The sequence below is a fragment of the Photobacterium sp. GB-36 genome (genome assembly GCF_003026135.1).
Classification (GTDB): domain Bacteria; phylum Pseudomonadota; class Gammaproteobacteria; order Enterobacterales; family Vibrionaceae; genus Photobacterium.
This window is the reverse complement of sequence record NZ_PYNY01000024.1, coordinates 49568-69799: the sequence shown is the minus strand read 5'-3', so window position 1 is coordinate 69799 and position 20232 is coordinate 49568. Positions and strand designations below refer to the sequence as shown.

Below are 20232 nucleotides of genomic sequence, written 5' to 3'. Positions count from 1 at the left end.
AGGTAATATCTCATAATCAGGCCAATTATTGCCCAGTCTATTAAGCGTGTATTCTTACTCTGGAAATCGTTAACGCCGAAGAAAGATTGAAAATAACCATGAAAAATACCCCGTACAACTCACAGCATATTCCGCCGCAAGCGCCGGGGAATCAGCAAGGCTTTTGGTCTCAAATGGCCAGAAAAGGTGTGCATTTTCCTTTTACTCGTAACAATTATCATGTGCCAGAAAAAGAGCTGCGATCCCGTACCCCCTCTGAACTGAAAAAGCTTAAGACATTTGAGAGTGATATATACAGTGAGCGTGAAATTCACGACATCACTTTCCCATGGTGGGGCTTGGTCTATTTTTACGCAGTGACTTTTGCGAAAGGTACCGCAATAATTATGATGCCGTTAGCATTTGTTCTTCTGGGGATAATATATCTCGTAACCAACATTTCACCGCAATCATCAATCGATATTTTGACTTTTCTTTTATACATATTGATCCCATCCTTACTCATTTGGTGGTCTTTCTCTTTTTTTAATGGAAAATTACCCATTAAAACGTTATTTTCATTAAGCCGAGAAACGGGCATGGTCACATTGCATGGCTTCGGTAATAAGGTGCGATTTAGTCACCCTTTTGTTGAGTTTGATTGCTATCTGACAACATCGCCAACCCCACAAGGTTTTATTAATTATCAACTGTTTCTTGTTCATCGTTATAATGGTTATAAACATGGGGTTCCCATTGGCCGTTTTATCAATGGCTCAAGAGATCTTGATGAATATAAGCGTTTATGGAACATGATCCAAGCATACATGGATGTGAGCCAGCCTTTGCCCGACATTCCAATGAATGAGCCTTTTCGCCATAAAGACAATGCAACCGTTGCTTATGACAAAGCGCACAATCGAAAGCCAGATTTTTGGTTCAGTATGGATGATGAAGCGTTTGAACAAGCAGTGACGAAAATTGTTGAGAAGCAAAATTCAGAGCCACCATTGGGTGAAGTTATACCGATCCCTACCACTGATTCTATAGCAACCACACCAAACACGGCTTCTGCCTAACGCATAATAAGCACGCCCATCTCGGCGTGCTTTTTTGTGGAGGTCATATCTTATAATCAGGCCAATTATTGCCCAGTCTATTTAGCGTGTATTCTCACTCAGGAAATCGTTAACGCCGAAGAAAGATAGAAAATAACCATGAAACATACCCCGTACAATTCTCAGCACATTCCAGCGCAAGCGCCGGGGAATCAGCAAGGCTTTTGGTCAAACATGGCCAGAAAAGGTGTACATTTACCCGCCTTATACCCTCTAGGGCATTTTAGATGTAGCGCAACGTTAACATTAAGTTGTTTAGTGACAGCGATGGCGAGTGGTAAAGTAATGTTCAAAAATCAGGCTGAGGAAAGTGCGGGAACAGGCGTTATTTTCTCTCCTCAACCTACGATGGCAGTAAAACCATCAGGGCAAATAGGTGTCAGTGCTGAAGGGTTTGCTGGTGCTCAAGCTGGCGGGCAGTTAAGTGGAAAAGTCGAGTGGTTAACCCCTCAAAAAACGGGGACAACTGATTTTTCCGCTTTAGTTGAAATCAAAGCGGAAGGCAATGTGGCGTTTGGTCTTGGTGCAGGGGTCGATTTTCAACTTCGTTTTGATCCGGATAGTGGTAAATTTGAATGTCATTGTTGTGCGCGTTTAGTATGGGGACCTGGAGCTTCCGGCGGTTTTGGCACCTCGATTGACTTTTCACAGTTATTTGAATTAGCAAAAATTATTTGGGAAGCCATAGATACCATTGGTTGCCGTGTAATAAAAAACATAGATAGCCAATCCTATAATTATTTATATCAGGCCGCCTATAGCGCTTTTACAAATATAAATTTAAAGACAATTGAGGAGAATATTAAAGCAGGAACTATAAGTATTAGACAGTGGTGGGAAGATCGTCTACTGATGATAACTGATGAAATATTTATCTCAGATGAAGCTAAACGTTTAACAAAACGGATTTTAGATAGAGAGCGTAAAGTGTTGAGTGGTGTCAGTTTAAAAGTTCTTCCTCCTGAAACGGTGGGAATGATGCTCAATACCCTAGTACATACATATTGGCTTAATCTTGAGGAGGAGCAGGAAGCAGCAATTTATGTGTTATTAAGCGGTACGATTCGCTCTTGGCGAAAGTTTGTTGAAGTGTTAGCCCACATGAATGTCGAGGGTAAAAAACATAGTTCAGATAATGCGCTTGTGAAAAACCTACAGCGCATAAACTACATCTTAGATGGCGATCAACAAAAAGAATTTAATCAATGGATTGCTCAGTTAGCGAGTGTAAATTATTTAGATAATATGGGTATGATCCCTTCAACTCCATTCACCATTTATGATTTCCAACATAGAAAGCAAAAGAAAAGAGTATTAAAAATTTAATTTGGAGCTGCCGACAATAGCCAAATGTTATTGTCGGCACTAACTGAATACTACTTTACTGGTGTCGGTTGCTGCACCGCGCAGCGAAAACCATTGAGTGAGATATATCCATCTTGAGCTATGGCTTGGCCTGCTCGAGATGTTGTTAACCCCCCTCCTCTCATGACTTTTTTAGATCCTCTCGATGGCCCTTGAGGGTCGAGTTCAGGGGAGCGTTGATAATAATCTTCGCTATACCAGTCATTCATCCATTCCTTTACATTTCCTGCCATATCATACAAACCTAATGGATTTGGCGGATACAATTTAATTTGATTTAAATCTATAGAGCTACCAATATTCCATTCATCTTTTGTGTAATCAACATACCTTCCATCAACCAAATGCTGGTCACCTTTACGCTGAAGGTAACCGTTATTGGTTGCATAGTATAGATGCTTCCCACGATTTCTTGCCGCATATTCCCATTGTGCTTCTGTGGGTAAGTCAATCGGGTAATCTGTTAACTCACCCAGCCATAAACAATAATCCTTTGCCTCTTGCCATGCTTTAGTCGGTGTCGCTAGATCTTTAAACTTATCGTCAGAAAGGTCATGTTTTTCTCTCATTCCTGCTTTAACAACTGGGCGTTCATATGCTTTTTGAAAAGCATCAAAACCGTGATAAGTCGTTTCATGATTAGCTAAAGAGTAGTCACTTAAGGTCACTTTATGTATAAAATTAGCGCCAGTTTCAACATTCGACAAAGCGGTATTACACTTAGCATCTGGCGACCAATCCATTCTATCCGTAGAAATGGGGTTACAAGGTGCTTTAAATGCGCCCATCATGAAGGTTCCACCTTTGATAAACACCATGCTTTCTAGAGATTCAACAGCAACATCGATGATTTGATGTTGAAGTTTGGTATCTGCATCAGGGTAGAGCTTTTTTACTTTCGCTTCTATTTGAGTGATTTTTTCAGCTGGTACCGTTTTACTGGTTACTGAAGCGGTTGTCTCTCCAGTGCATGCTGTTAATACACATGCGCTTATTAATAGGCTCAGGTATTTTCTATACATTGCGCAATCAAATCCTTTCTGTACTCATTCTGTAAGGTAATGCATGTAACTTCGTTAAAATTCTTCTATTTTGATTTGCTACATTAAAACAACACTAAACTCATTATTCATTTAACTTAATGAATTAAAGTCAAATCTGTAATGATACATCACTACACGAGCAGGCAATAATTTGCCCGAAAAGCAGTATATAAATATGTCTTTTAGAATTATGTTGAGCCAATTATTGCCCAGCAGTAATTAGGAGTACCCTTACCTATCTTAACTTATCAGTAGCCCCCCATAACAGCTTTATAGGCAGTAATAAGGATTAATAAATAATGCAAAAAGTAAAAATAGGTTACCGGTGGCTGTTATGTTTATGCCTGTTGTGCGCCTCACAAACACAGGCACAAACAACATACCCTGCGCCAAGCTCCATGTCTGTTGAAGATGCCTATCAATTAGGCGATTTACTCGTCGACCAATATAAAATAAAACAAGGGCAACCTTATTTGAAATACGCGGCAGATAAGGGGAATGCAAAAGCTGCTTTAGCTTATTCATGGACCTTTAGAACGAATATTATGGCCCAAACCCCTCAAGAACATGAATATGCTGTTAAAGCCGCGAAACTAGGAAGCGAAAAAGCTAAATTTGTTCTGTCGACAGATACAAATATTTATGGTGATAGAGAGGAATATCGTACGCCTTTAGTTAAAGAATTAAAAGTTAGAGCAGAACAAGGAGATGGTAACGCAATGAATATGTTATCCTTCTTATACCCTGATGAGTCTAATGACTGGTTGAAGAAAGCTGCTGACCATGAAAACTCAAAGGCACAGGCAAGCCTAGCAAGTATGTATGCTGGCGGAGATGGCTGGTTTTTCATACCTGGCAATCGAGAAAAAGAAGTAAAACGACTATACAATGCCTCTGCTGAACAGGGAAACTTTAGGGGAATGGAAGGTTATGCTTCTATAATTTATGATGAAGGCAATAAAAAAGAAGCGTTAGATATTTGGATAAAGATGGCAAATACTGGAGATGCTGGTTCTATAATATTTCTTGCTGCACGGTACCTACATTCATTACCACAAATCACTTACCCTGAAAAAGACGAAGTGCTTGGAGCTGCTTACTCAAAAATATATCTTGATTCAATGGGTACAGACAAAGAGCATGACCTTTATGATATTTATAAAGAACAATACCTTGAAACAATGAGTCATTTATCTGATGCCCAGAAAAAACAAGTCAACGACTTTGCTAAAGAGTTCTTAAGTAAACATACGGTGAGAGTACTTCGCTAATCTTGTATAGCCCTTATATTCATTGCCTTAAACGCTCCCTCTAATGGGAGCGTTTTTTATCGGTGAAAACAAAATACGTAAACTGTAACTTGAATATGTATCTACGATTTATCCAGAAAATTTAAGCCTTCAGGCCAATTATTGCCCAGCTGGTTATAGGTGTATTCTCAGCGAGGTGAAAAACCTCAAACTCGCGTTTTTTATGGAAGAGAGTAATAAAACATCCAGAATTTAAACTAAATATTTTTAGTTAACTTTGATTAGAATATCTCATCCAAAATTCTGTTAATACGATATGAATGAGCATTTACTCTGACTAATAATGGGGCATTTACGAGTTAGCAGAAAAGTTAACTCATTTGTGATCACCAAGCGATTCTGTCGTACCCTAACTACCAAGCGACTTTGTCGCTTGCTTAATTACCGAGGGAAATTGACGGTCTCCATTTTTACGTAATTCTTTGACTATCAATATGGGCTAGTCAGAGGTGTGTAGGATGATCGTTATGGATGCTCAATCTCAGCTTACCGTAGATATCATATCTAAGGTGGCTCTTGGTAAAATCTCAATCACTAATGCTTCTAAGCTCCTCAATAAATCTTGCCGTACTATAGAGCGCTATCTCAAACGATATCGCGCTGATGGTGTTCGATTTGTCGTTCATGGTAATACGGGTAGAGCACCCGCGAATAAAATACCCGATGCAGTAAAGCAGCGAGTTCAGGCTCTTATAAAAACCAAGTATTACGACTTAAATATGACCCACTTAGCCGACATGTTAGAGATTTTGGAAGGCATTAAAGTTAAGCGGGAGACTCTTCGTTCTTGGGCACATGAAATTCATCATGTAAAACGGGCTAAACATCGACGTTCTAAGGTGAGAAGACGACGTGAGCGTATGGAAGCAGAAGGATTAATGCTTCAGATGGACGGTAGTCCACACCTTTGGTTCGGTGATAAAAAGTCTTGTCTTATTGCCATGATTGATGATGCAACCAGTGAGGTTCACGCGGAATTCTTTCCCTCAGAAACAACCGAAGGATGTCTCAAGGTAATGAAAGCTTACATCGAGAAAAAAGGGCTTTTTAAAACCCTTTATGTCGATAGAGCTGGCATCTTTGGTGGTCCAAAACGTTGCCACTTTTCTCAAATGCAGCGGGCCTGTGAAGAACTGGGAATTGAAATTATTTTTGCTAATTCACCTCAAGGTAAAGGACGTATAGAACGTGCCTTTGATACGTTCCAAGATCGTCTTGTTCCCGAGTTAAGACTGGCTGAAGTTACTGATATGAACAGCGCTAATAATTACCTACAAAACACTTTTATCCCTGAGTATTGGGCAACGACACTTACCGTCAACGCCAAACAGGTTCGCTCGGAGCATCGACCCGTTCCCAAACATATCAACCTCGATAAGGTATGTATTCAAAAAGAATATCGAAAAATACGTAGAGATCATACCTTCAGTTACGCCAACAAAATGTACCAAATTACTTCTCCATTACGACATTCTATTGTGAGCCAACAGGTTGAATTGCATAAACAACTTGATGGCGGATTTTCGGCTTATTTCGCAAACCGAGAATTAACAATTAAAGAACTTATTGAGCCAAGCTCGAGAAAGGAATACGGAGAAGAAGTTCAGAAAAAGCTCAATGCTATTGAACTCGCTAATGAGTTAGGAAATGTTAGAGAGGCGGCTCGACAGAGCGGCTGCTCTGTCAAAAGCATACACAACAACCGTCAGCTACTTGAAGCTCATGGTCCGTTAGCTTTAAAGCGTATGTATGGTCAATCACACAATAGTAATCGTATTGATGAAAAGACTAGAGATATAGTCATCTTGCTAACGCTCAAATTACCTCACTTAACATCAATCATGATCAGCGGTGAAATGAGAAAGCGTTTTGATATATCGATCAGCCACTCAACCGTGAGGAACATCTGGCTTGCGGAAAAGCTGAATACAAGAGAGTTACGGGAGGCACGTGCCAAGGCTTCAATTATCGAATAAGAGTAACTCTGCCATAGTGAACTATTATAAATAAGACAACGACAGAATCCTTCGGTATTTAAACCGTCAACCTCCCTCGGTAATCACAAGAAAAGTTAACTCATTTGTGATTAGCCAACAGCCTATAGATATTCTGATATCCAGAAATGGTATATTCAACCTTCCTCAAACCAAGGCTAAAGATTATTTCTAGTATTTTTACTCTTTCCCCACCCTATCATGTGTTGCTGACGTTTGTTGTTGCCCTTTCTTACTCAAGTAGGCATGGATATAAAGAATGATTCCAATCCTCTTTATCATTTAAGAGTGATCTCCTACCAACTATGATAGAATTTCTATCAATAACTTAATAATGCAAGATAGAACCACTATTTTTCTTGCAACAGATTTTAGTCCCTCTGGTAGTACCCCAAGGGACACCTAGAAAAATAAAGAGTACATAAATAATGAGTAATAGCATTCAGTGGTTTCCAGGGCACATGCACAAAGCCCGCAAAGAAATTGAAGAAGCGATGCCGAAAGTTGATGTGATCATCGAAGTTTTAGATGCTCGTATCCCATTTAGTAGTGAAAACCCACTGATCAAATCGTTCCGCAATACCAATGACGGTAAGCCTGTTGTTAAAGTTTTGAACAAGCGTGATTTGGCCGATCCTGAGATGACTCAACTTTGGATTGATCACCTTGAAAAAGAACAAGGTGTTAAAGCCATTGCTGTCACCACTGAAAACTTAAACGAAGTTAATCAGATCATGGATTTATGCCGCAAGCTTGCACCTCACCGTGAAGAAGCAGGTAAAAAAATTCGCACCATGATTATGGGGATTCCTAACGTTGGGAAATCAACTATTATCAATACACTTGCAGGCAGAACTGTCGCAATCACAGGAAACCAACCTGCTGTAACACGCCAACAGCAACGTATTAACCTCGATAACGGTGTACTGCTTTCTGATACGCCGGGAATTCTTTGGCCAAAAGTAGAAAACCCACATAGTGGTTTCCGCCTTGCTGCAACGGGGGCAATTAAAGATACCGCGATGGATTATATCGACGTGGCTTTCTTTACCATTGAATATCTGATCAAAGCATACCCAGATATGATCAAGGCACGTTATAACCTTGATGATGACCTACCTGAATCTGAAATTGAGCTAATGGAAGAGATCGGGCGCAAACGAGGTTGTTTAAAAGGTGGGGGTCGTGTTGATCTGCACAAAGCCTCTGTCATTCTTATCAATGAATTGCGTAACGGTACACTGGGGAATATTACTCTAGAGCATCCAGATATGATCACTGAAGAGCTGATCAATGTGGCAGTGGAAGCTGAACGTAAAGCTGAACAAAAGATCAAAAAGAAAGAAGAACGACGTAAACGCTATCTAAAAAATAAACGTTAATCGACTTCAAAATATAACTAGCCATCTTACTCTTAGTGCCATATCGCTATAGTAAGGTGGCTTTTTAGTATATGTAATCCAAACTCTTCATTAGAAACCAATTTTTTTTATATTATTTTGATAAAAATGCGCTTTTGTTTGTTCTTTTTTTGCATAGAACAACAATTACAACACTAATCATTATTTAAACTCCCCCCTGTTCCGCAACAGTAAAACCAGTTCTAATTCTTTAAAAATAAATATATTAATCAGATAAAGTGCGATTTTGAGTTCAGTTTAATAATCACTACTCTAACGATTATTTTTTGGCATTAATCAATGTAATGAAATGCCCTATTTCGCATTAGTTTTTCTCATTTTACTAATGTTAGGTTAGGGTCAATAATCGCCGAGTTTTCTAATAAAACACTTTTTTAAACAGCTCTGTCTTGTTATCTCCAGTGATCATTCCTTGATTTCTGGTTTTTCGTTTTCTAAACGTATTTACCTTAAATAAAGACAGGTTATTTCAAACATTTCACTTGGAGACCAAGGTAGTGCAAGACATCACTACTTGTCGCAAAAGCGGCGGCATTTTTGTGCCTGTTGCTGGACTAACTGTATTCGCAATCGCATCAGGCTACCTAATGAGCTTGGTTCCGTTATCATTAGCAAATTTTAAAATTGATAGCAGTTATGCAAGTTGGTTAGCAAGCATCTATTACATTGGTCTTCTTATTGGCTCAATGATGATCGAGCCAATTATTGCGAAGATTGGTCACCGTGTGGCTTTTATTACTTTTTTAGCTTTGCTAGCAGCAACTGTTGCGGTTTTGCCAATTTTTCCAAATAAAGAAGTATGGCTATTTGCACGCCTCGTTGCTGGTATGGCTGTTGCAGGTATTTTCGTTGTTGTTGAATCATGGCTACTTATTGGTGATAACGCGAAAGAGCGAGCAAAACGTCTTGGTTTTTACATGACCTCACTCTATGGTGGCACCACTGTTGGTCAATTAGCAGTAGGCATGTTTGGTGTTAAAGGGTTTATTCCTTTTATCGTTATTCTAGTGCTATTGCTAATCGCAATTTTACCGCCTCTGTTTGTAAAACAAGGTCAACCTAGCAGTGATTCACACCAAGTGTTATCAATAAAGCAAATTGCACGTTTGAGTAAACCTGCAATTATTGGTTGTATAACTTCAGGTGTTGTAATGGGCAGTATCTACGGTTTAATGCCTTTAGCATTAAAGCAAAATGCTCTAACAACAGATCAAGTAGGCGTGTTGATGGCTGCAATCATTCTTGGTGGTATGGTTATTCAACCTGTCGTTAGCAAACTTTCAATTAAAATGAGCAAAACGCTATTGCTTGCTTTAATGTCTTTGCTTGGTGTTTTTGCTATGGGTATTACTTACCTATCATCAGACTATGTCGTTCTGATCACTGCATTGGCGTTGTTAGGCATGTCTGCTTTTGCGCTTTACCCAATTGCAATTACATTGGCGTGTGACAACTTGGATTCTTCATATATTGTTGCTGCAACACAAGTTATGCTGTTTAGTTACAGCATTGGTTCAGCACTGGGTCCAATTGGTGCTAACAGCTTTATGGCAGAGCAAAATGGAATAATGGATTTCTTCTTCATTGTTCTACTTGCAACGGCAATTTACATGCTAGTAGCAAGTTTACAACGTAAGCCTCAAGTTCTGGCAAGTTAAAACAAAAGCGCGATACTATTAATATGTATCGCGCTTTTAACTTTTGGCTGACTCTTGTTTAACTGATGTTCTTTACTAAAGCTGCAGCGCCATACACACCAGCACTATCCCCTAGCTCTGGTTTTACAATCAAGGTATTAAGCTCTGTATTAAACAAGTGCGGTAAAATTTGTGTTTCTATATCTTGATATAACGCGTCAATATTACCGACACCGCCACCAATCACGATGATCTCAGGATCAAGTACGTTAATAATTCGTGCGACCGCTAAACCAAAATACTCACGTAAACGTGTTATTGTTTTCACTGCTTCATGATTATTCTGTTTGGCTTGCTCGACGATCTCAGGCAAAGATAACGCTTGCGATGAAAGCTCGTAATAATAACGCTCTAATCCTTTCCCAGAAATAACCGTTTCCACACAACCTTGCTTACCGCAATAACAATCCGCGCCATTATGCTCAAGAACATTATGCCCCCACTCACCAGCAATACCATGGCAGCCGTATAAACATTTACCGTCTACCACTATGCCAGACCCTACGCCCGTTCCCATAATGATGCCAAATACAATTTGAGCATCAGGTTTGATACGTTTGACGACCCCAAAATGTGTTTCTGCTAAAGCAAAACAATTGGCATCGTTAGCAATAATGGCATGGATTCCAAGCATTTCATTAAGATCTTTATCAAGAGGCTGACCATTTAATGCCGTTGTATTGCAGTTTTTCATAACGCCATGAATCGGATCAAGCGTACCTGGTGTTCCAAAACCAACCGCGTAAGGGTAATGTCCAACTATTTTTGCGCACCGCTCAATCAGTATCTTTATTTGACCAAGTATATGTTGATAACCTTTAATACTTTCTGTCTCAATGCGTTCACGAATAATGGGTTGATCTGAGTTACGATCTATCACAATACATTCGATTTTTGTACCACCTAAATCAACACCCCAGTAATAACGATCCATCTGATTCTCCGACTAAATTTACAGAGAAAGTATAACGGTATTTATCTTTACTTCTCTGTACTTGGTCACTATTTAAGAAATATTCTAGTTATACATTGCGCGCTACTGAAATTAGCATTTTATGCGATTATAATTAGAAAAACAGTCATAATATTTTATTTTAAGCCCAAGCCACATTTTGTTTCACTTTTTATCTTGCGGCAAATAATAACTCACCTAAAGTGACAAGCATTACTAACGTCTACGCAAATTTGCGTGAATCAGTGAAGTACACGATGAGTAAATTCCGTCCTTATATCGATATACCACTATTAATATCGATTTTAATTCTTATCACATTCAGTTCTTTGAGTGTATGGAGTGCAAGTAGCTTTAGTGAGCCAATTATAGAGCGTCATCTTATTCGTGCAGGAATTGCGATTATCGCATTATTGTTTATGTCATCTATTTCACCTGCCGCTTATGAGCGAAGTGCTCCATATTTGTTTTTTATTACTGTACTTTTACTTGTTGGTGTCTTTGTTCTTGGTGATAGCACCAATGGCTCGCAACGCTGGTTAGCATTAGGACCAATACGTTTTCAACCGTCAGAACTTGTAAAAATAGCGGTCCCAATCATGATGGCTTGGATCCTTGTCAGTGATGCGGGTCGACCTAGTATTAAAAAGATCATGATTTGTTTGATAGTAACTGCGATTCCAGCGGGATTGATTTTTATTCAGCCAGATCTAGATGGTGCTATCTTCACGGTAATGTACGCTCTATTTGTTCTATATTTTGCGGGGATGTCATGGAAGTTAATTTCATCTGTGATAGCCATTATTGGTGTCAGTCTTCCATTGGCGTGGTATTTCGTAATGGAGACCTACCAGAAAAAACGTATTCTTCAATTTTTAAATCCTGAATCAGATCCATTAGGCTCTGGCTATCAGATCATTCAATCCAAAATTGCGATTGGATCTGGTGGGATTTCTGGCAAAGGTTGGATGGATGCAACACAAGGTCATCTTGGTTTCATTCCAGAGAGTCATACCGATTTTATCTTCTCAACATTTGCAGAAGAATGGGGATACATTGGTAGCTTCACTATTTTAGCTATCTATACGTTTATGACTTTTAGAGTGTTATGGCTGGCGAATCAGTCAGAATCAACGTTTGCACGATTAGTCAGTGGCTCATTTGCTTTAAGTTTCTTTCTTTATAGTTTTATTAATATTGGTATGGTGAGCGGTGTATTACCTGTTATGGGAAGTCCATTACCTTTCTTTAGCTATGGTGGTTCAGCGATTATTACTCAAGGTGCTATTTTCGGTATTATTATGGCGCTTTGTTTAAGAAAGAAATCTATTTGCGCACCTAACATCTAATACCTAATAGATTGAGTCAAAAAAAGCGCCTTTCGGCGCTTTTTTATTTATAGGTTATTTTCCATTGCGCAGCAATCTGGACGCTCAGCAGCATCTTCTGTGGCAATCTTTAATGCTGGTGAGTAAATCTCTACACGACGATTTTCTGCTCGACCTTTCGCGGTATCATTAGTCGCAATAGGGTTTGCTTCACCCATCCCTTTCGCTGTAATTTGGCTAGCGTCAGCAACATACTGAGAAAGCAAATCAGCTACATTTTTCGCACGCTTTTCAGATAATTTCTGGTTATAAGCTGCACTACCTGTATTTGATGTATAGCCCGTCACTTCAGCTGTTGCACTCGGGTAACGTGTTAAACGTTGAATCATTGGTTGAAGGCGTTGCTTATCTTTTTCAGTTAAATGCTTACCATCAACACCATAAGCAATCGTAACCGTTGAAGGCTCTACTGTTACTGTTGCAGCTTGAACTGGCGGTGCAGTATCAACAACTGGTGCAACAACGGCAGGCGCTGCTCCCCAGCTATATACAAGGCTCAAACCATAAAACTGTGTATCAAAGTTATAAGCTAGATTCGTGTTACGAGGCTTAGACTGAATATCGTGGTAAAGCTGGTACTCTAAACGGGTAGATAGATGGTTAGTCAATTTATACTCAACACCGACACCAGCCGTACCAAGTAAATGATCATCAAGGTCTTTAACGCCATAGCCATGGAAGTCAGCGAGCATGTAACTGCCACCTAACTTACCAAACACGCCCCATTGATCATTGAGGTTCCATGTCATTTTAGCTGTAAGATCAATAGCATGTTGCTTAATCTTATTATTTTCAAACTTAGCTTCACCTAACCATGTATAACCCGTTTCAACCGCAAACCAAGGTGTAAAGTTGTAACCTGCAAATACACCAGCCGCGACATCATCTTTATTAAGATTTATGCCAGTTATATCTTGATAGTTCTGTTGAAAATTTGAATAGTGAGCACCACCGAGTCGTGTGCCAACATAAAAAGGATTAACAGTAGCAGCAGATACAGCGGTTGATACAACTAATGCAAGCGGTAGTAATGCAATATATTTTTTAGACATGTGAAATTCTTATTATTGTTCAATTATTACTCTAACATACCCAATGAGAGGTAAATGTTTCCTGTAAGGAATAATATTCCATATTTATAATTTCAACTAGGTTATTCAGAAATAAATTAGTTCATAAAGATAATTTTAATATTCTTTATTCAATATAAAGCAAAAAAGGTTAATAAATAGTAATCGCAATACCTATTTCATTAGCAAGTTGTTGCAATTGCTCATTCGAATCTAACTTTATAGACCAATTAATCCCGCTACCAACAGCACTAACAACATTAGCGCCAGAAATAAGTGTTAGCTCATCAACTTGTGCTTGAAGGTTAATCCTGCAATTTCCATCAATTCTCACAACGACTTCTCGTTGAGTCGCGATAATTCGACCTTGTTCAAAATGTATTATCATCGGTTATTTTATTTCTTCTTTTTATTAATAATGACGGCCATTGTTAATCGGCTAGTACAAATTAATCGCTGTCTTTCATCTCTTATTTCGATTTGCCAAACTTGTGTGGTTGCGCCTAAATGAAGAGCACTAGCACGGCCAGTTACAACCCCCTCTCTTATTGCACGAATATGATTTGCGTTAATATCTAAGCCAACGCAGTACTTATCATGATCTACACACAAATTTGCGGCTACTGACCCTAATGTTTCAGCTAAAACGACTGAGGCTCCACCATGTAACATACCCAGTGGCTGGTGTGTTCTGTGATCAACTGGCATTGTTGCCGAGAGTGATTCTTCGTCAAAAGCTGAATAGGTAATACCTAAATGTTTAATTAATGTATTTTCTGAGGTTTTATTAAGGCTTGCTAAACTAAACTCTCTTTTCCAAATAGTCATTCGACTCTCATACCATTAAACTACGATAAAGTAATAGTTTAACATTGATTTTAAATTTTATTACAAACATAAAAAAAGCGCCTTGCGGCGCTTTTTTATAACTCAAAAGAGTTAATTACTGAACTACAGCTTCTGCAACTTCAGCTTGGATTTCAAAACCAGGAGTAGTTACATCTACACGACGGTTCTGAGCACGACCTTCAGCAGTGTCGTTTGAAGCTACTGGATCTAGCTCACCACGGCCTTCGCCTTTAACACGGCTTGCATCGATGTTGAAGTGCTTCATTAGGTATACCGCTACAGTCTTAGCACGCTCTTCAGAAAGCTTCTGGTTGTAAGCTTCTGAGCCACGGCTATCAGTGTGACCGATAACAACTAGTTCTGCGTTAGGGAAGTTAACTAGACGCTGAGCGATAGGCTCAAGACGTGCTTGGTCTTCTGTAGTTAGTGTGTCGCTGTCGAATGCGAAAGGCATTGTTACAGAAATTGGCTCAACTTGAACAGTTGCAGCTTCAACAACTTCTTCAACTACTGGTACAACAACTGGTGCAGGAGCGCCCCAACCGTAAACTAGGCTCATACCGTAGTAGTGAGTATCCCAACTTACCTTCGTATCAGTACCAGTCGGCTTAGTTTCCATATCGTGGTAGTACTGGTATTCAGCACGTGCAGATAGGTTATCAGTGAAGTGGTATTCAGCACCTAGACCTGCAGTTGCAATTAGGCTGTCATCACGATCGGTTTCTGTTTGAGTTGGAAGGCCTTTAGCACGAGTGAACTGCCATGCACCACCAACTTTAGTGTATAGATCTACTTTATCAGTTGCTTGGTAAGTGAACTTACCTACAAGGTCGATAACTTGTTGTTCTACTTTACCTTTGTCATGATGCTTGTCACCTTTTAGAGTCACTTCACCTAACCAAGTGTAACCACCCTCAATTGCAAACCATGGTGTTACGTTGTAACCCATAAATAGACCTGCAGCGAAATCATCACGATCAATACGGAACTCAGAACTTGGATTACCGTAAGTAAAGCCACCATTAACTGCTGTCTTTGAATCGAAGTCAGCGTAATGAGTGCCGCCAGCACGAACGCCAGCGTAGAATGGGTTTTCAGTTGCTGCGTTCACTGCACCAGAAATTAAAAGTGCAAGAGGTAAAATCGCAAAACGTGCTTTAGACATGTTTTTTATCCTTTATTTTATGAATATTGCCACTACAGGTGCTTTTTTAGATGCTTAAACTCACAAATACAAACATAGTTTTTATTTTTGCGTATCACCTCAAAAAAACAGGGGTTAATTTACCAAACATAAAAATAAAAAGCTATAATAAAAAAATTTCTTGTAACATTTAACTTTTTTAAATGGTTGTATTTAAAAGATTCATGAATATTGCCCATCAAAATACTGCTTTTATAAAATAAAATAATTATCACATTTTAACAACAAACCCTATCGTACTTATGATTGTGTAATTTTATTTTCCAGCTATTGACTCGGTTTTTATATCCACTTTTCATTCATATTTCTGCTTAATTAAACAAAGCGGCTATTTTGCGAGCAAAAAAATAAGTGCGATTGTTCTAACTTTTGATCTAACTTTATATTTCTCTCGTAACTGTATCCTTGTAAAATACAATTGGCTTAACATCCTTAATTAAAGCCATACAATTTTTAACCTTATAACCACTATTGAATTTCACATTTAAGCCTAATCATTATGAATATTTCAGAGCGCCACTCTTCAGAAGGCATTAGCCATTCAACTGTTGGTATTATTGGTGGAGGGGTCGCGGGTGCTACGATTGCACTTCGTCTTGCTGAATTGGGAATTTCAATAAACCTATTCGAAGAAGGGATAAGTCTCGTTAACGGCCCACCTATTTGCCATCTTCATGCGGGCGGAAATTTATATCGTGAGATTTCTAGTCAACAGTGTCTCAACCTATTAGAGCAATCGATTGATACGCTCAGAGTGTTCAAACATACCGCGAACATTCGCCCAACTGTTATCGCTGTGCCCATTGACGATAACGGCTCGGCATTAGATTTAATACCTCGCTTAGATTTACTAAAAACCACTTACGAACAATTGGTGAAACGAGATAGTAAGAATAAAGTGCTAGGTGAGCCTAGTGATTACTTCACTCTCTATTCGCAGCAAGATATAGAAAAGTTAAAGCTCTTAGATAATCCAACATACCCAGTCACACCTGATGATTGGATGATCCCTGTCGCCAAATCGCTTCAATTAGATCAATTCAAATACCCTATCGTAATGGTACAAGAGTATGGTTTAAGTGTATTTCGAATTGCAGCAACCGCATCCCTAGCACTGAAGCAGATGGAGAACTGTCATGTATTACTTTCAAGTAAAGTGTGTGGGGTTGAATTTGACCAAGTCACTCAGCGATGGTTAATCACTTATGAAACTCAGGATAATCATAAGCAACAATGTACTGTTGATTACTTGATCAATGCTTGTGGCTATCGTTCTGGCACAATCGATGATCTTGCTCATATTCCACGAGAGCGAATGGTAGAATTTAAAGCCGCTTATGTGACACGCTGGGAGAAATGTGAGGGGCATTGGCCAGAAGTGATTATTCATGGTGAGCGTGGTACGCCAAAAGGCATGGCTCAACTCACACCTTACCCTAATGGCTACTTCCAATTACATGGAATGACAAAAGACATTACTCTATTTGAAAATGGATTAGTAACCTCTGATCATTCCTCTGCTCAACCAAAACTTAATGACGCTTTTAAAGAAAAATTAAACCATCAATGGTCTGAAGAAGAAGTGATTGAGCGTACAGAAAAAGCGATAAAACATGTCGCACAATATGTTGATACATTTAAAAGTGCTGTTGTAGGCGGAAAACCATTATTTGGCGCTCAGCAAATCCCAGGGACTGATGCAACGCTTCGTGCTGCAGATATATCGTTCTCTGGTGACAACTATGCGCGTTCTGAAATAGTAAAAGCTTCATCAGCACTATCAGCAGCCGATGCTATTGTGAATGAACTCATCACAAAAGGAATCATCAATTCGTATCATGATGATGTAACTACAAGAGAGCAGCTTTTTTCAACAACCTTGCAGTTAGATAAACAAGAAATAGTGGCGAATGCGGAAAAAATTGCCATTCAGCGCGGTTTTCCTGCTTCACTTGCTCAACCTATAGGTTAATAGCTAAATTATAAAAAGCCGCAATGCCTCATTTTATAGTGTCACTTCACTGTAAAAGATCAACATTGCGGCTTTTTTGAGGCTATTCCTAGCACTCAGAAAGAACCTTGATAAAGGTTAACTCATTACGCATTAATTTTCTTATTAAGCGTAGCTAACGACTGTTTTAACTGGCTTTCTTGTGCTTTTAACGTATTAAGCTTCTGTTGAAAAGCCGCGTAATTATCACAATCTTTTTGTGATACCCAGTTCCAGCTATTACCGGATTTAAACTCTGCACATGCTTTTTTTGCTTTTTTTATATCAGGGCTAAGAGCCACTATTTGCCTTTGAACTACAGCTAAATCATGCTGTGTCTTTGATTTTTGTTCAAACAACACATTTGAATTATCGATCACTTCTTTTTGTTGCTTGGTTTTAGTTTTTAGCGCTACCACTTCTTTATTAAGTTTCTTTTTGGTCACGACCAGTTTTTGGGTTGTCTCTTGCTGCTTTTGAATATTAGTTAATTGCTGTGTTAATTGCTCAAGCTGAACCTTTTGTTGATCTAACTGCAAATTTAGTGCATCTAACTTTTGATTAGAGCTTTCAACAAGTAACGCTTTCTCATCTGTTAACTGTTTAACTGATAACTTTTCTTTATTGAGTTCGTCAACTACTGACTGATAGTCACTTTTTAACGTACTATATGCCGTCGTCACAGGCACATTATTGTAATGCTGTATACCTGCGCCCAATGCCCCGCCAGCTAATAACCCAAGAAGTAACGACAATTTCCAGTTACGTTTTGTAGTTTTTCCTGTAGTACTACTCGACATATTTTTTTCTCCTAAACATACAGCAACAGCACATTTTTAATTTTTGTTATTATCTAAATGCGTAATTTAACATTTAATATGTAATCAATTGTCATATTTATAGCAAGGTTTCGAACAACCTCACTTCGTACAGTTTAATTTAAGACTTTATCTATAAATCTAGATTGCCGTCTCAGAAATAATAATGTGTATTACAAATAATAGTTTGTAATGTTAGCCACATTTTGATTGCCATAAGCACTAGTGTTTAAAGTAGGAACAAAATGTTGTCCTCGATTTACACTGATGTATGTCTATATGGTGCGCACTATGATTACACCACTACTTTTTCTCACTGTTTCTGCTTTTTCAACGCCTCTGCTTGAAAATTCAGTTTATATCCAAAACAATTCGGCTTGTACGTTACGTATAAAAGAAGAGCGACATCAAGATAAGATTATTTTGGCATTATCATCTAATTACCATAGTAAATTTGATATTAAAATATATCATTTCAATGACTTATCCGCACCATCTCGAGGTAAATTAACTCAAGAGCCGATCTTTAATAAAACTAAAGCAGATATAAAGTACTTAGTCGATCATAACCTTTTCAAACGTATTGATAGTAAAAATGTCATCTACAGCACGACTATCGCGAATGATAATGTCAGCCCAAAATTATTCATCGATACTTTTCGCTCTCACGGCAACCGCTCGCGGATTTATATAGAAGGACTAGAGCAACCTCTCTCTTTTGTTGCTGATCATAAACAAGCACAAGCTTTCTATAATTGCGCTGATAGCTATACAACAAAGGCGGATGTTGTAGTTAAAAAAACGACATCATTATCGAGACTTAACAACAACTAAATATACTTAAAACACATTAAATTGTTAATACTTGTATCATCTCGAAGAAATTTTAGAGTGACAACACACTATTTCAATATGAAACCGTATTGATATTTTCCATTATTACAAGTGTCTAATACCTTAATTATTACTAATTATAATTTAGAGGTTAGGCGATGATAAACATATTAACTGCTGCTGAAGTTTCCTCAAGAAAACATCTTAATTATATAAATAAACCGCTCTCACCTATCGCAGCATTAGTCATGCTGACACTTTCATTTTCTGCACAATCAACCCCTGAATTAATGAAAGCTAAAGCCTTAGATTTACAGCACCTTAATGACAAGAACAGTGTTATTGATAATATAGAATTCCCTGTCAGAGAATACCTTGTTAGTGAGAAGCTTGATGGCATTAGAGCTTATTGGAATGGCACACAACTTACGACAAAATCAGGTAGACAAATCCATGCTCCTCATTGGTTTATAAAAAACTTACCCGCAATAGCGCTTGATGGAGAATTATGGCTACAACGTGGTAAATTCCAAGCTCTGACTAAAATAGTCATGGATCACGTCCCTAACGACAAGGCATGGCGTAACGTCAAGTATATGGTGTTTGATTTACCTACATCAGATTTACCTTTTGAACAACGCTACAACAGCTTAGTTAAACTTATCCAGACTCACAGTACAGTGCCAAACAACGTGCTTTATCTAGTTGAGCATAAACGTATTAACGAAATCAGTATTCTTACGCAATGGCTTGATATTATCGTTAATAACCATGGTGAAGGCTTAATGCTTCAGCATATCAATAACTACTATGTCGCAGGCAGAACAAATAAGTTACTAAAACTCAAACAACATCAAGATGCTGAAGCAATTGTTATTGGTTACGAAAAGGGAAATGGAAAATATCAGGGATTAATGGGATCTATTTGGGTAAAAACAATCAATAATAAAACCTTTAAGATAGGAACAGGCTTTACTGAACAACAACGCAAAAACCCTCCCCCCCTTGGCACTACCATTCAGTTTCGTTACAACGGGTATACCGAACGAGGTATTCCACGGTTTGCACGTTTTAGCCGAGTAAGATTATCGCCAGACACATAGCAACATAAAAGACCATCATTTACATCAAAAATAAGCATAATTAACTACCATTTGTAAACAATAGGTCTTTTTTCCAATAAATTCGCTGTATTGTTTT

At 38.5% G+C, this 20232-nt stretch carries 17 protein-coding genes; 10 read left to right on the top strand and 7 right to left on the bottom strand.

Annotated elements, in window-relative coordinates; translation table 11 throughout:
• The first annotated feature begins 98 nt into the window (after positions 1-98).
• Together C9J46_RS17605 and C9J46_RS17600 are read left to right on the top strand one after the other, a co-directional pair.
• Positions 99-1058 (top strand): hypothetical protein, encoded by a 960-nt coding sequence (locus C9J46_RS17605; RefSeq protein ID WP_107291292.1) that lies wholly within the window; start codon positions 99-101, stop codon positions 1056-1058.
• Between the two features lie 138 nt (positions 1059-1196).
• Entirely contained in the window at positions 1197-2423 is a 1227-nt protein-coding gene (locus tag C9J46_RS17600) for a hypothetical protein (protein WP_107291291.1), read from the top strand.
• 50 nt (positions 2424-2473) lie between these two features.
• On the opposite strand, the gene C9J46_RS17595 is transcribed toward C9J46_RS17600, so the two are convergent.
• Positions 2474-3484, bottom strand: a complete 1011-nt coding sequence (locus tag C9J46_RS17595; RefSeq protein WP_107288181.1) for an SUMF1/EgtB/PvdO family nonheme iron enzyme — start codon at positions 3482-3484, stop codon at positions 2474-2476.
• A 320-nt stretch (positions 3485-3804) separates the two neighbouring features.
• Here C9J46_RS17595 and C9J46_RS17590 point away from each other — a divergent pair, with 320 nt between their 5' ends.
• From C9J46_RS17590 to C9J46_RS17575, 4 genes are all read left to right on the top strand, one after another.
• Positions 3805-4776 carry a tetratricopeptide repeat protein gene (locus tag C9J46_RS17590; RefSeq protein WP_107208440.1) on the top strand — a complete coding sequence of 324 codons (972 nt, stop codon included), beginning with the start codon at positions 3805-3807 and terminating at the stop codon, positions 4774-4776.
• A gap of 497 nt (positions 4777-5273) precedes the next feature.
• Entirely contained in the window at positions 5274-6791 is a 1518-nt protein-coding gene (locus C9J46_RS17585; protein ID WP_107291290.1) for an ISNCY family transposase, read from the top strand.
• Positions 6792-7237: 446 nt separating this feature from the next.
• A complete protein-coding gene (gene ylqF / locus C9J46_RS17580) occupies positions 7238-8191 on the top strand; it encodes a ribosome biogenesis GTPase YlqF (protein WP_199187159.1) in 954 nt (317 codons plus the stop codon).
• A gap of 536 nt (positions 8192-8727) precedes the next feature.
• Positions 8728-9888, top strand: coding sequence for an MFS transporter (locus C9J46_RS17575; RefSeq protein WP_107208438.1), 1161 nt, complete (start codon positions 8728-8730; stop codon positions 9886-9888).
• A 58-nt stretch (positions 9889-9946) separates the two neighbouring features.
• Here the strand turns inward: C9J46_RS17575 and C9J46_RS17570 are convergent, their stop codons facing one another.
• Positions 9947-10861 carry an ROK family protein gene (locus tag C9J46_RS17570; protein WP_107247949.1) on the bottom strand — a complete coding sequence of 305 codons (915 nt, stop codon included), beginning with the start codon at positions 10859-10861 and terminating at the stop codon, positions 9947-9949.
• Positions 10862-11136: 275 nt separating this feature from the next.
• Here C9J46_RS17570 and rodA point away from each other — a divergent pair, with 275 nt between their 5' ends.
• On the top strand, positions 11137-12228 hold the full coding sequence (gene rodA / locus C9J46_RS17565; RefSeq protein ID WP_107208436.1) for a rod shape-determining protein RodA: 1092 nt from the start codon (positions 11137-11139) through the stop codon (positions 12226-12228).
• A 47-nt stretch (positions 12229-12275) separates the two neighbouring features.
• Here the strand turns inward: rodA and C9J46_RS17560 are convergent, their stop codons facing one another.
• The 4 genes from C9J46_RS17560 to C9J46_RS17545 all read right to left on the bottom strand — a co-directional run bounded on the left by C9J46_RS17560 (position 12276) and on the right by C9J46_RS17545 (position 15351).
• Entirely contained in the window at positions 12276-13319 is a 1044-nt protein-coding gene (locus C9J46_RS17560) for an outer membrane beta-barrel protein (RefSeq protein ID WP_107208435.1), read from the bottom strand.
• Positions 13320-13488: 169 nt separating this feature from the next.
• Positions 13489-13725, bottom strand: a complete 237-nt coding sequence (locus C9J46_RS17555) for a DUF3389 domain-containing protein (protein WP_107208434.1) — start codon at positions 13723-13725, stop codon at positions 13489-13491.
• Between the two features lie 8 nt (positions 13726-13733).
• A complete protein-coding gene (locus tag C9J46_RS17550) occupies positions 13734-14165 on the bottom strand; it encodes a hotdog fold thioesterase (RefSeq protein ID WP_107208433.1) in 432 nt (143 codons plus the stop codon).
• A gap of 115 nt (positions 14166-14280) precedes the next feature.
• Positions 14281-15351, bottom strand: a complete 1071-nt coding sequence (locus tag C9J46_RS17545) for an OmpA family protein (RefSeq protein WP_107208432.1) — start codon at positions 15349-15351, stop codon at positions 14281-14283.
• Positions 15352-15889: 538 nt separating this feature from the next.
• Between C9J46_RS17545 and C9J46_RS17540 the strand changes: the two genes are divergently transcribed.
• Positions 15890-17362, top strand: coding sequence for an FAD-dependent oxidoreductase (locus tag C9J46_RS17540; RefSeq protein ID WP_107291289.1), 1473 nt, complete (start codon positions 15890-15892; stop codon positions 17360-17362).
• Between the two features lie 125 nt (positions 17363-17487).
• Here C9J46_RS17540 and C9J46_RS17535 read toward each other — a convergent pair whose 3' ends face one another.
• Positions 17488-18180 carry a hypothetical protein gene (locus C9J46_RS17535; RefSeq protein WP_107261846.1) on the bottom strand — a complete coding sequence of 231 codons (693 nt, stop codon included), beginning with the start codon at positions 18178-18180 and terminating at the stop codon, positions 17488-17490.
• Between the two features lie 309 nt (positions 18181-18489).
• Here C9J46_RS17535 and C9J46_RS17530 point away from each other — a divergent pair, with 309 nt between their 5' ends.
• The gene (locus C9J46_RS17530) at positions 18490-19032 is read left to right on the top strand and encodes a hypothetical protein (RefSeq protein WP_107208429.1); all 543 of its coding nucleotides are present in this window, start codon (positions 18490-18492) and stop codon (positions 19030-19032) included.
• Between the two features lie 158 nt (positions 19033-19190).
• Positions 19191-20135, top strand: a complete 945-nt coding sequence (locus tag C9J46_RS17525) for a DNA ligase (protein ID WP_107247945.1) — start codon at positions 19191-19193, stop codon at positions 20133-20135.
• Positions 20136-20232: the final 97 nt, after the last annotated feature.

Bases quoted from the DNA above. Each gene is read 5' to 3' on its own strand.
- C9J46_RS17600 (WP_107291291.1), top strand. From the start codon at position 1,197: ATGAAACATACCCCGTACAATTCTCAGCACATTCCAGCGCAAGCGCCG.
- C9J46_RS17535 (WP_107261846.1), bottom strand. From the start codon at position 18,180: ATGTCGAGTAGTACTACAGGAAAAACTACAAAACGTAACTGGAAATTG.
- C9J46_RS17585 (WP_107291290.1), top strand. From the start codon at position 5,274: ATGATCGTTATGGATGCTCAATCTCAGCTTACCGTAGATATCATATCT.
- C9J46_RS17525 (WP_107247945.1), top strand. From the start codon at position 19,191: ATGATAAACATATTAACTGCTGCTGAAGTTTCCTCAAGAAAACATCTT.
- C9J46_RS17545 (WP_107208432.1), bottom strand. From the start codon at position 15,351: ATGTCTAAAGCACGTTTTGCGATTTTACCTCTTGCACTTTTAATTTCT.
- C9J46_RS17530 (WP_107208429.1), top strand. From the start codon at position 18,490: ATGATTACACCACTACTTTTTCTCACTGTTTCTGCTTTTTCAACGCCT.
- C9J46_RS17605 (WP_107291292.1), top strand. From the start codon at position 99: ATGAAAAATACCCCGTACAACTCACAGCATATTCCGCCGCAAGCGCCG.
- C9J46_RS17550 (WP_107208433.1), bottom strand. From the start codon at position 14,165: ATGACTATTTGGAAAAGAGAGTTTAGTTTAGCAAGCCTTAATAAAACC.
- C9J46_RS17560 (WP_107208435.1), bottom strand. From the start codon at position 13,319: ATGTCTAAAAAATATATTGCATTACTACCGCTTGCATTAGTTGTATCA.
- ylqF (WP_199187159.1), top strand. From the start codon at position 7,238: ATGAGTAATAGCATTCAGTGGTTTCCAGGGCACATGCACAAAGCCCGC.
- C9J46_RS17590 (WP_107208440.1), top strand. From the start codon at position 3,805: ATGCAAAAAGTAAAAATAGGTTACCGGTGGCTGTTATGTTTATGCCTG.
- C9J46_RS17595 (WP_107288181.1), bottom strand. From the start codon at position 3,484: ATGTATAGAAAATACCTGAGCCTATTAATAAGCGCATGTGTATTAACA.
- C9J46_RS17570 (WP_107247949.1), bottom strand. From the start codon at position 10,861: ATGGATCGTTATTACTGGGGTGTTGATTTAGGTGGTACAAAAATCGAA.
- C9J46_RS17540 (WP_107291289.1), top strand. From the start codon at position 15,890: ATGAATATTTCAGAGCGCCACTCTTCAGAAGGCATTAGCCATTCAACT.
- C9J46_RS17555 (WP_107208434.1), bottom strand. From the start codon at position 13,725: ATGATAATACATTTTGAACAAGGTCGAATTATCGCGACTCAACGAGAA.
- rodA (WP_107208436.1), top strand. From the start codon at position 11,137: ATGAGTAAATTCCGTCCTTATATCGATATACCACTATTAATATCGATT.